We start from the raw sequence: 11,363 nt of genomic DNA on the forward strand, positions 1-11,363 counted from the left end.
TGTCTGCCGCAACTTCCCTTGCGATGTCAGCAATCCGGAGTAACGGATCACCGCGCGCGAGCGGCTATCGTCTACGCACCAAGGCATTGGCGTACACGCGAAAACTGGGGTCAGCATGTCGACGTCCGAACTCGCCCGGCCCGCGGGCTTCCTCGGCGGGCTCAACAGCCGCTACCACCACCGCGCCCTCGCGGTGTTCATGATCATCGTCATCGCGCACTGGGCGGAGCACATCGTCCAGGCCGTCCAGATCTACGGGCTCGGCTGGCCGACGTCACGGGCCAGGGGCGTGCTCGGCATGCCGTTCCCGTGGCTGATCTCCCAGGAGTGGCTGCACTACGGCTACGCGCTCGTCATGCTGGTGTTCCTCTGGGTGCTGCGGCACGGGTTCGCGGGCCGCTCGCGGCAGTGGTGGAACCTGGCGCTGGGCATCCAGTTCTGGCACCACATCGAGCACCTGCTGCTGTTCATCCAGGCCCAGTCCGGCTGGCGGCTGGCCGGGCAGAAGGTGCCCACCAGCATCATCCAGCTGCTGATCCCGCGGGTGGAGCTGCACCTGTTCTACAACACGATCGTCACCATCCCGATGATCGTGGCCGTCGTGCTGCACCGGCGCGCGTCGAAGGCCGAGCACGAGCTCACCGGCTGCACCTGCGGGCTGAAGCCGCAGGCGCCGGCGCTGTCCGGCTCGTGAGCCGCCGGGTGCTGCGGCGGGCACTGGCCCTGCTGGCCTTCCTGGCCGGCTGGCTGGTGCTCACCGCGGCTCCGGCGTCGGCGCACGTCGAGATCATCTCCTCCACGCCGGGTGACGGCACCCGGCTGACCGCGGCGCCGGCCCAGGTTTCGGTCACGCTGTCGGAGAACGTCGGCATCCAGCCGGGCTCGCTGAAGGTCGTCGACACCCAGGGCACCGAGGCCGACACCGGCCCGGTCTTCCAGCCCGGCGACGCCGCCGAGCAGGTCGCCGTCCGGCTGCGGCCGGACCTGCCCGACGGCAGCTACCTCGTCGAGTACGCCTTCGTCTCCGCCGACTCCCACCCGGTGCGCGGCACGTTCGCCTTCGTCGTCGGCACCGGCCCGCTGATCACCTCGGCGGGCGCGGTCGCGGCCGCGACCGGCACCGACCCCGCGGTGGACGTCCTCTCCACGACGTTCCGCTGGCTCTCCTACATCGGGGTGGTGCTGCTCGGCGGGCTCGCGTTCGTGCGGACGTGCCGCCCGGACAGCGGCACCGACCCGCGGACCCGGCGCCTGCTGTCGTGGGGAGCCGGGCTCACCGCCGTCACGGCGGTCGCCGCGCTCGTGCTCCAGGGCCCGTACGCCGCCGGACGCGGCCTGGGTGCCGTCTTCGACACCGGGCTGCTGTCGGACACCCTGCGCGTGGCCTACGGCAAGCTCCTGCTGCTGCGGCTGGCCGCCGTCGCCGTGCTGGCGGTGCTCGTGCCGCGGCTGCTGGCGCCCGGGCAATCCGAGCGGCTGCGCGCGCGGTACGAGAACGGCGCGATGGTGACCGGCTTCCTGGTGCTGCTGAGCTTCTCGGCGACCGGCCACCCGGTGACCGACCCGATCATGTTCGTCTCGGTCGGCGCGGACCTGGTGCACTACGGCGCCATCGCGATCTGGGCCGGCGGCCTGATCCAGCTCGCCTTCGCCCTGCGCCGCCCCACTGCCGGCGAGGATCTGGGCCCGGTGGTCACCCGCTTCTCCCGCCTGGCCGGCAGCGCGGTCTTCGCGGTCGCGGTCAGCGGCGCCGTGCTGGCGCTGCGGATCATGCCGTCGATCTCGACGCTTTGGACCACGGGATTCGGCCTGATCCTGCTGCTGAAGATCGCCGGGTTCGCCGCCCTGCTGGCGGTGGCGCGCGTGTCCCGCCGCGCGGTACAGCGCGGCATCACGGTCAGGTCATCCGGCGGCACGGCCACGGTAACGGCCGACCTGCGCCGGCTACGCCTGGCGGTCGGCACGGAGGTCGTGCTGTCGGTGCTGGTACTGGGCCTGGCCGCAGTCCTCACGGTGACCTCGCCAGGAGGCTGAGCCGCGCTCGGCAGCTCCCACACCTCACTCCGGCCCGGCAGCTGCGCCACCTCGGCGCACGTCGCCGAGCCTCACCCCAGCCCAGCCATCGGTCGCCAGCCGACCAAGACGATGGCGCCGCACCTCGGCGCAACATCACCAGCTGCGCCACCGGGCGCCAACCGACCGGCACCTCGGCGAACGATCGCCGAGCCCACCCCAGCACAGCCACTAGGCACCAGCCGACCAAGAGCACGGCGCCGAACCTCACCCAGGCTCAACACCGGCCAAACCACGGCGCCCAACCCCGCCCCAGCACAGCCACCGGACGCCAGCCGGCCACGGCGCCGAGCCTCAGCCCGCCTCGACACCACCAGCCGCGCCACCGAACGCCAACCGGCCAACACCTCGGCGAACGACCGCCGAACCCCAGCACAGCCACCAGGCGCAGCCGACCAAAACCACGGCGCCGGACCCCACCTCAGCTCTGCCACCGGCCGCCAGCCGGCCACGGCGCCGAGCCTCACCCCGGCTCAACATCGCCGGCTGCGCCACCGAACGCCTGCCGACCAGACCACCGCGCCGAGCCCCAGCCCAGCCACCAGACTCCAGCCGACCAAATCACCTCGCTGGGCCCCACCCCAGCACAGCAACCAGGCGCCAACCGACCAGACCACCGCGCCGAGCCCCAGCCCAGCCACCAGCATCCAGCCGACCAACCACGGCGACCACCGCCAAGCGGCCAGAACTCAAACGCCGGGATACGAAGGCGGCACGAACGGCCCCCAGGTGAACGCAGGCAGCCAGGGCTCCGGTGCCTCGCTCCAGTCCAACACCGCCAGCTGAGCCGCCGACCGCCGGCCCGCGAGGGCGCGGTAAAGGTCGTGGGCAGGCGCGGTCAGCGACGCCGCGGGCCGGCCGTGCCCCGCCGTCCACTCGGAACCCTCCGTCGTGCGAACCCGCAGCGGTGGGAGGCCGCGGCCGGCGACCGAGCCGGAGAAGCCGCGGACCAGCACCTCGAAGCTCGGGGCCCAGGCGAGGTGCTCGTCCGGCGGCGCCACGCCGAGCGCGGCGCGCAGGTCGAGCTCGTGGGTGTAGGCGTCCATCACCATGATCTCGCCGCTGGTCCCGCCCGCCTCGGCGAGCAGCCGGTCGAGCTCCTCGCCCACGGTGTCCCAGCGGTCGAGCAGGCCGGGGACGTCCCGGGGCGCGGGCGCGGCCGGCGGTGTCCCGCCGTGGCGCACGAGCACGCGCTCGGCGATGCCGGTCAGGTGCGCGAGCAGGTCCGTGACGGTCCACTCGGGACACGCCGGGACCGGCCGGAGGTCCAGGCCGTCGCGCCCGTCGAGCAGCGCGCGGATGCCGCGCCGCACCTCCGGGTAACCGACGAAGTCGGGGGCCGCGACCGGCCGACGCACTGTCATGCGCTCTCCCCCGTCCTGGCACGATCGGTGATATCCGCTCAGTATGCCCTGGTGACGGCCCCGGAGGTTCTCCTCGCTTGCCGGATCGCCGGGCGCCCCGAGACCCCGGGAGGTCGTGACCTTGCCCACACTGTGGTCCACGTCGGCGCAGTGGGAGCTGCTGCCGCCGGTCCTGCTCGCGCTGCTGCTCAGCGTCGCCATCGGCCTGGAGCGCGAAGCCGGGATGAAAGCCGCCGGGCTGCGGACGCACAGCCTGGTCGGCGTCGGCTCGGCCGTGTTCATGCTGGTGTCGAAGTACGGCTTCGCCGACCTGCTCGGCACCGAGCACGTCGCGCTCGACCCGTCGCGGATCGCCGCGCAGATCGTCTCCGGCATCGGCTTCATCGGCGGCGGGCTGATCTTCGTCCGCCGCGACGCCGTCCGCGGCCTGACCACGGCCGCGACGATCTGGCTCACCGCCGCGGTCGGCACGGCGTGCGGCGCCGGCCTGCCGGTGCTCGCGGTCGGCACGACCATCGGGCATTTCGTGGTGACACGCGGTTTGCCGCCGCTGCAGCGGTTCGTCGCCCGGCACCGCAGGGAACCGCCGGTGGTGCGGCTGACCTACGCCGACGGCCAGGGCGTGCTGCGCGCGGCGCTCGCGGTGTGCACCGGACGTGGCTGGTCCGTGCACCACGTGGAGGTAGATCACGAGTCGGTTTCCGAGGAAGGGCAACGGATCGCGGTCGTCACGCTGCGGCTCGACGGGCGAGGTGATCTTTACGACCTCGCCGCCGAATTGGCCGAACTGCCCGGCGTCCGGAGCACGTCCACCGGCGCGGGAGAACCGCTCGACGAATGATCACCCGCCCGGGCAGCGCGCGGGGGCGGGTTTGCGGCACACTGGGGTGCACCCGGAAATCCCCGGTACCGCAAGGAAAACGTGCGGCCGAGGAGAAACCATCCAATTCGGAGGTGAGACATGGCCCCCGGCGGTGGCGAGGACGTGGCGCGCACGCGGCCCGGATTCGACCTGGCGTGGCGCGGTTTTCATCGCGCGCAGGTCGTCGAATACGTCGAGTGGGCCGAAGCCGAGATCCCCAGACTCACCGCCGAACGCGACGCCGCGGCGCGTCGCGCGGCCGCGCTCGCCGAGGAGAACCGTGAGCTCCGGCTGAAGATCGACCGGATCAGCCGGACCCCGATCGCGGCGGACGCGCTGCAGGAGCGCTCGCGCCGGATGATCGAGCTCACCCGCGAGGAAGCGACCGAAATCACCGCGCGGGCAACGGAATCCGCCGAACGGATCAAGGGTGACGCGGAGCTCGAGGCCGTCCGGCTCACCGAAAAGGAACGCAGCGCCCTCGCCAAGGCCGAAGCCGATCGCGAGCGGCAGCGCACCGAGCACGAGGAACTCCTGCGGGCGGCCGAGCAGCGCCGCCGCGAGCTCGACGAGGCCGCGGCGCACCGCCGGGCGCAGCAGGAAGAGGATCACACGCGGGCGATGACGCTCCGCCGGGCCGAGGCGATGCGCGAGCTGGCCGAGCAGGACACGGCCGCCCGCACCAAGGCCGACAGGCTGGTCGCGGAAGCCACCCAGCGCGCCGAAACCCTGGTCACGGCGGCGGAACGCGAGGTCGCGGCCCTCACCGAGGTCCGCGACAAGCTCCACGCGAGCCTCACCGGCTGCCGATCTTTGCTGGCCGAGGCGGCCGTCGCGCTCGACGAGCGGCCGGCGTCCGACCCCGAAGCCACCTTGCCGATGCCGAAACGGGTGCCCGTCCAGAGACGCTCCCCGGCGGACGATCTTTCGGACGCCGTCGGCTGACCCCTTGTCCCCCGGCCGGGTTGCCCCGATGATCAGGTGATCGCCCGGCCGAGGTGAGGGGGACCCATGCGCGTCACGATCCCGCTGGTCACCGTGCTGCTCGCGAGCACGCTCAGCGCGTGCGGCGGCGGCTCCGGCCTGACGGTCAACCTGTACGTCTCCCCGGAGAACAACCTCCAGCACGTCGTCGACACCTGCAACGCGGCCGCGGGCGGCCGGTACCGGATCGAGTACCACAAGCTCCCGCGCAGCGCGGACGGCCAGCGCGAGCAGATGGTGCGCCGGCTCGCCGCGGAAGACCCGTCGCTGGACGTGCTCGGCCTGGACGTCACGTGGGTGCCGGAGTTCGCCGAGGCGGGCTGGGTGGTGCCGTGGACCGGCGCCGCCGAAGCCGAGGCGACGCGGGACGTGCTGCCCGGGCCGCTGTCGACCGCGCGCTGGAACGGGAAGCTGTACGCGGCGACGAAGCACACGAACGTCCAGCTGCTCTGGTACGACGACCGGCTCACGCCGTCACCGCCGAAGACGTTCGACGAGATGATGACGCAGGCCAAGGCCCTGAAGGCGGCCGGGAAGCCGGCGAACATCCTGTTCACCGGCGCCCAGTACGAGGGCCTGGTGGTGTTCTACAACACGCTCGTCGCGTCGGCGGGCGGGCACATCCTCTCCGACGACGGCAGGTCCGTGCTGATGGACGACGGCGCCGTCCGCGCGCTGGAGCTGCTGAAGACGCTCACCACGGCCGGGATCACCGACCCGTCGCTGGGCAACTCCAAGGAGGACGAGGTCCGGCAGGCGTTCCAGCGCGGGCAGGGCGCGCTGGAGCTGAACTGGCCGTACGTCTACGCCTCCTACGCGAAGGAAAAGCCGCAGGACCTGCCGCACGTCCGCTGGGCCCGCTACCCGTCGGTGGTGCCGGGGCGCGCGAGCCGCGTCACGATCGGCGGCTTCAACCTGGCGATCAGCACGTACTCGCCGCACAAGGCGGAGGCGTTCGAAGCGGCGTTGTGCCTGCGCAGCCCGGCGAGCCAGAAGTACCAGGCGATCGAGGACGGCCTGGCCCCGACGACCAGGTCCGTCTACGACGACCCGGCGCCGTTGGACCCGGCCGACCCGGGCTCGACGATGGCCGCGCAGTTCCCGATGAAGCCGGACATCCTGGCCGCGCTGTCCGACGCCGCCGTCCGGCCGCTGACCCCGGCGTACCAGAACCTGTCGACGGTGATCTCGAAGGTGCTGTCCCCGCCGTCCGAGATCGACCCGGCCACCACCGCGGCCGAGCTGCGTGAACGGCTGACGGACGCGCTCAACTCGCGGGACATCATCCCTTGATCCGAGCGTTCGCCCTGGTCGCGGCCGTCGTGACGCTGGCCGCGTCGACCACGCTGGCCAACCGCGTGCTGCCCGGCTGGGCGTACCCGGTGTGCGGGCTGGTGGCCGCGGTGGTGCTGGTCGGCCTGGCGCGCGCGGCCGGCCTGTCGTGGGCCGACCTGGGCCTGCGCTCGGTCCGGCGGCCCGCCCTGGTCGGACTGGCCGGCGCCGGGCTGGTCGCGGTGGTGTTCGGCATCGCGCTGGCCGTGCCGGCGCTGCGGACGGTCTACCAGGACGGCCGGGTCGGCACCCCGGACTTCGGGCAGCTGCTCTGGTTGACGTGCGGCCGCATCCTGTTCGGCACGGTGCTGATCGAGGAGATCGCGTTCCGCGGCGTGCTGCCGGCCCTGCTCGGCGCCCGGGACGACCGCTGGCGCTGGCCCCCGATCGTGGGCGCGGCGGCCCTGTTCGGGCTCTGGCACTACCTGCCGGCCCTGGCGATCGGCCGCAACGCGGCGGTCCACGCGGTGTTCGGCGGCACGCCGGTGGTGGTGCTGCAGGTCCTCGCGATGGCCGCGGCCGGCGTCGCCGGGATCTTCCTGCACTGGTGGCGCCACCGGGGTCACGGCGTGCTGGCGTCGGTGATCGTCCACTTCACGACGAACGCCGGCGGCCTGACGCTGGCCGTGCTGGTCCGGTGAGCTAGGAACGCACCAGCCGCGCGATCGCGTCCGAGGCTTCCCGGACCTTCAGGTCGGCTTCCTCACCGCCGGCCGCGGCCGCCTGGACCACGCAGGTCGCGAGGTGCTCGTCGAGCAGTTCCAGCGAGAACGACTGGAGTGCCTTCGTCGCCGCCGAGACCTGGGTCAGGATGTCGATGCAGTACTTGTCCTGCTCGACCATGCGCTGCAGCCCGCGGATCTGCCCCTCGATCCGCCGCAGGCGCTTGAGATAGGCCTCTCGCTCGTTGCCGTAACCCGTCATCGCGCACCTGTCCCCGTCGTCGGCATCCCTCCGCCTCGACTATACCCACCCCACGTATCAGCGGAAGCGGCGCAGCCGGAGGCTGTTGCTCACCACGAACGCCGACGAGCACGCCATCGCCGCGCCCGCGATCATCGGGTTGAGCAGCCCGGACGCGGCCAGCGGCAGGGCCGCGACGTTGTAGGCGAACGCCCAGAACAGGTTCCCCTTGATGGTGGCCAGCGTCCGGCGGGCCAGCCGGATCGCGTCGGCCGCGGCGCGCAGGTCGCCGCGCACGAGCGTCAGGTCGCCGGCCTCGATGGCCGCGTCGGTGCCGGTGCCCATGGCCAGGCCCAGGTCGGCCTGCGCGAGCGCGGCGGCGTCGTTGACCCCGTCGCCGACCATCGCGACGACCCGGCCCTCGGCCTGCAGCCGCTTCACGACGTCGACCTTGCCTTCGGGCAGCACCTCGGCGACGACCTCGTCGATCCCCGCCTCGGCCGCGATCGCCCGGGCCGCGCCCGCGTTGTCGCCGGTCAGCAGCACCGGTGTCAGGCCCAGTGCGCGCAGCTCGGCGACGGCCTGGGCGGACGTCGGCTTGATCGTGTCGGCGACGACCAGCTGCCCGTGGACCTCGCCGTCCCAGGCCACGTGCACGCCGGACGTCCCGGCCGCTTCCCGGCCGACGCTGACCCGCTTGCCCTCGACGACGCCGGTCACGCCGAGCCCGGCCGTGCTGCGGAAGTCCGTGACGGCGGGGAGCGTGCCGAACCGCTCCCGGGCCGCGGCCACGATCGCGCGGGCGATCGGGTGCTCGGACGCCGCCTCGACCGCGCCGGCCAGCCGGAGGACCTCGCCGTCCCCCTCGACCAGCGTCATCCGGCCGGTGGTGACGGTGCCGGTCTTGTCGAGCACGACGGTGTCGACGCGGCGGGTGGACTCGAGCACCTCGGGGCCCTTGATGACGATGCCCAGCTGCGCACCGCGGCCGGTGCCGACGAGCAGCGCTGTCGGCGTCGCCAGGCCGAGCGCGCAGGGGCAGGCGATGATCAGCACCGCGACGGCCGCGGTGAACGCCTGCTCTTCGCTGCCACCCGTCGCCAGCCAGACGACCAGCGTGGCGAGCGCCGCGAAGACGACCGCGGGGACGAACACCGCCGACACCCGGTCGGCGAGGCGCTGGGCCTGCGCCTTGCCGTTCTGCGCGGCCTCGACCAGGCGCGCGAGCTGCGCCAGGCGCGTGTCCGCGCCGACGCGCGTCGCGCGGACGAGCAGCCGCCCGCCGACGTTGACCGTGGCGCCGGTGACGGCGTCCCCCGGACCGGCCTCGACCGGCGTCGCCTCCCCGGTGAGCATGCTCGTGTCGACCGCGGAGCGGCCTTCGGTGACCACCCCGTCGGTGGCGATCTTCTCGCCGGGGCGGGCGACGAAGACGTCCCCGGGGTGCAGGCTCTCGATCGGTACCTGGCGCTCATCACCGCCGCGGAGCACCGTGACGTCCTTCGCGCCGAGGTCCAGCAGCGCGCGCAGGGCGGCGCCGGCGCGGCGCTTGGACCGGGCTTCGAAGTAGCGGCCGGCCAGGATGAACGTGGTGACCGTGGCGGCCACCTCGAAGTACAGGTTGTCGCCGGCCATGCCGGTGCCGACCAGCTCGAAGCCGTGGCGCATGCCGATCTCGCCGGCCATGCCGAACAGGAGCGCGTACAGCGACCAGGCCGTGGCGGCGACGACGCCGAGCGAGATCAGCGTGTCCATCGTGGCGGTGAGGTGGCGCAGGTTGACCGCGGCGGCGCGGTGGAACGGCCACGCGCCCCACGTCACGACCGGGGCGGCGAGCACGAGGGAGACCCACTGCCAGTAGTCGACCTGCCAGGCGGGGACCATCGCGAGCGCGAGAACGGGGACGGTGAGCACGGCGGAGAGGAGCAAACGCTTGCGCAGCGTGCCGTCCTCGGCCGGCGCCTCGGGCTCGGGGAGCCGCGCGGAGTACCCGGCGGCCTCGACGACGCCGACCAGGTCCTCGACCGAGAGCCCGCCGGGGTAGCTGACCTGGGCTTTCTCGGTGGCGTAGTTGACCGTCGCGGTCACGCCGCCGACCTTGTTGAGCTTGCGCTCGACGCGGGCCGCGCAGGAGGCGCACGTCATCCCGCCGATGGCGAGCTCGACGCGTTCGGACTGCGCGGTGGCCACGGCGGTCAGGCCACCAGGCGGTAGCCGGCCTCGGTGACGGCCGCGGCGACGGCGTCGGCGGTCAGCGGGGTGTCGCTGGTCACGGTGACGCGCCCGCTCTCGAAGTCGACGTCCACCTCGCGGACGCCGCTGAGCTCGGAGACCTCTTCGCGCACCGAGGTGGCGCAGTGCCCGCAGGTCATGCCCTCGACGGTGTAGGTCGTTTCGGTCATCGGAGCTCCTCTCGTTCCCCTTCCTTTATACCCATCGGGGGTAGGGGTTCTCCAGCAACCCCCAGTGTGGCGGTGCTCGCTCCGGCAGGCACACTCGCGGAATGCGGAAGATCTACGCGATCGGCATCGGCGCCGGCGACCCCGAGCACCTCACCGTGCAGGCGGTGGACCGCCTCAACCGCGTCGACGTGTTCTTCGTGCTGGACAAGGGCGAGGAGAAGTCCGACCTGGTCCGCCTGCGCCAGGAGATCCTCGACCGGTTCGTCACCCGCCCGTACCGCACCGTGCTCGTCCCGGACCCACCCCGCGACCGCACCCCGGACGACTACCGAGCAGCGGTAGCCGACTGGCACGCAGCCCGCGCCGAACTCTACGAGCACGCGATCCTCTCCTCGCTGACACCGTCCCAGACGGGCGCGTTCCTGGTGTGGGGCGACCCATCGCTGTACGACAGCACGATCGCGTTGATCGAGGCGGTGCTAGGGCGGGGGAACGTCGAGTTCGAGTACGAGGTGATCCCGGGGATCAGCAGCATCTCGGCCCTGACGGCCCGCCACCGCACGACGATGAACCAGATCGGCCGAGCCGTGCAGCTCACCACAGGCCGCCGCTTGGCCGCAGGCTGGCCGCCCGACGTCGACGACGTCTTCGTTCTCCTGGACGCCCACACAACATTCGACCGCTTCACGTCCGACGACCTGACAATCTACTGGGGCGCGTACGTAGGCACCCCAGACGAAATCCTCATCTCGGGCCCGCTAACCCCGGCCCTGGCGGCCGAAATCCGCGAAACCCGCGCAACGGCCCGAGAACGCCACGGCTGGATCATGGACACGTACCTACTCCGCCGCCCCACCCCCTAACCCCCCGCCCGACCCGTCCCTCCAGACACGCGAGTCGGCTTCCCCATCACACGTGATGCCCCTCCAATCACGCGAGATGCCCCTGCGATCACGAGTGTTGCCCCTCGGTCACACGAGTTCGGCCTTCGGTCACGCGAGGTCCGGCCCGAATCACGCGAGTTCCACCTCGGAGCACGTGAGGGTCCGCTGGGAATCAAGCCATTCCGCGTCCGGTCGCGCTTGCCGGCAAGGAATTCGAGCGCCAAAGAGTCCACTTCGGACACCGCAAAGCCGGCTCATGTGATCCCACGGGCTTCACGCGTGATCAGGCGGGCATCACTCGGTGCCGGGACACGGTCTCGTGTGATCAGTGTTGGAACTAGCGTGATTCCAGCCGGGTCTTGCGTGATTGGGGAGTCGGCAGCCGTGACTGCGGAGTCGACACGTGTGTTTGCAGGGTCGACACGCGTGATTGGGGAGCCGGCACGTGATCAGAAGGTCGACGCGTGTGATTGCGGGGACGACACATGCACTGTGGGTGGGTATATAGAAAAGGGCCCGGCCGGGAGAACCATGGGTTCTCGACCGGGCCGGGCCCTCT

Annotated in this window: 11 protein-coding genes; 7 read left to right on the forward strand and 4 right to left on the reverse strand. The window is 72.2% G+C overall.

Translation table 11 applies throughout. The features are described 5' to 3' along the window. Positions 1-115 precede the first annotated feature (115 nt). Both VA596_RS46170 and VA596_RS46175 read left to right on the forward strand, forming a co-directional pair. On the forward strand, positions 116-694 hold the full coding sequence (locus VA596_RS46170; RefSeq protein WP_323336631.1) for a hypothetical protein: 579 nt from the start codon (positions 116-118) through the stop codon (positions 692-694). Beyond that, positions 691-2,034, forward strand: a complete 1,344-nt coding sequence (locus tag VA596_RS46175; protein WP_410171988.1) for a copper resistance CopC/CopD family protein — start codon at positions 691-693, stop codon at positions 2,032-2,034. The genes VA596_RS46170 and VA596_RS46175 overlap by 4 nt, the downstream gene beginning before the upstream one ends. A 728-nt stretch (positions 2,035-2,762) precedes the next feature. Here the strand turns inward: VA596_RS46175 and VA596_RS46180 are convergent. Further along, the gene (locus VA596_RS46180) at positions 2,763-3,437 is read right to left on the reverse strand and encodes a maleylpyruvate isomerase family mycothiol-dependent enzyme (protein WP_323336632.1); all 675 of its coding nucleotides are present in this window, start codon (positions 3,435-3,437) and stop codon (positions 2,763-2,765) included. Between the two features lie 121 nt (positions 3,438-3,558). On the opposite strand from VA596_RS46180, the gene VA596_RS46185 reads away from it, so the two are divergent. From VA596_RS46185 to VA596_RS46200, 4 genes are all read left to right on the forward strand, one after another. Then, positions 3,559-4,278, forward strand: coding sequence for an MgtC/SapB family protein (locus tag VA596_RS46185; protein ID WP_323336634.1), 720 nt, complete (start codon positions 3,559-3,561; stop codon positions 4,276-4,278). A 120-nt stretch (positions 4,279-4,398) separates the two neighbouring features. Continuing rightward, on the forward strand, positions 4,399-5,244 hold the full coding sequence (locus tag VA596_RS46190; RefSeq protein WP_323336636.1) for a coiled-coil domain-containing protein: 846 nt from the start codon (positions 4,399-4,401) through the stop codon (positions 5,242-5,244). Positions 5,245-5,310: 66 nt separating this feature from the next. Then, positions 5,311-6,576: an ABC transporter substrate-binding protein gene (locus VA596_RS46195; protein ID WP_323336638.1), complete on the forward strand. Its 1,266-nt coding sequence runs from the start codon at positions 5,311-5,313 to the stop codon at positions 6,574-6,576. Next, positions 6,573-7,256, forward strand: coding sequence for a CPBP family intramembrane glutamic endopeptidase (locus tag VA596_RS46200; RefSeq protein WP_323336640.1), 684 nt, complete (start codon positions 6,573-6,575; stop codon positions 7,254-7,256). Before VA596_RS46195 ends, VA596_RS46200 begins: the two co-directional genes overlap by 4 nt. Before the next feature lies 1 nt (position 7,257). On the opposite strand, the gene VA596_RS46205 is transcribed toward VA596_RS46200, so the two are convergent. From VA596_RS46205 to VA596_RS46215, 3 genes are read right to left on the reverse strand one after another with little or no spacing between them, the layout of a single operon-like run. Then, complete coding sequence (locus VA596_RS46205) at positions 7,258-7,539, reverse strand: metal-sensitive transcriptional regulator (protein ID WP_247055614.1); 282 nt, start codon at positions 7,537-7,539, stop codon at positions 7,258-7,260. 57 nt (positions 7,540-7,596) lie between these two features. Next, entirely contained in the window at positions 7,597-9,708 is a 2,112-nt protein-coding gene (locus tag VA596_RS46210) for a heavy metal translocating P-type ATPase (protein ID WP_410171989.1), read from the reverse strand. A 5-nt stretch (positions 9,709-9,713) separates the two neighbouring features. After that, positions 9,714-9,920: a heavy-metal-associated domain-containing protein gene (locus VA596_RS46215; protein ID WP_323336642.1), complete on the reverse strand. Its 207-nt coding sequence runs from the start codon at positions 9,918-9,920 to the stop codon at positions 9,714-9,716. Between the two features lie 101 nt (positions 9,921-10,021). On the opposite strand from VA596_RS46215, the gene cobF reads away from it, so the two are divergent. Then, entirely contained in the window at positions 10,022-10,783 is a 762-nt protein-coding gene (cobF, locus tag VA596_RS46220; protein ID WP_323336643.1) for a precorrin-6A synthase (deacetylating), read from the forward strand. Positions 10,784-11,363: the final 580 nt, after the last annotated feature.

Source organism: Amycolatopsis heterodermiae, from assembly GCF_034929455.1.
GTDB classification, from domain to species: Bacteria; Actinomycetota; Actinomycetes; order Mycobacteriales; family Pseudonocardiaceae; genus Amycolatopsis; species Amycolatopsis heterodermiae.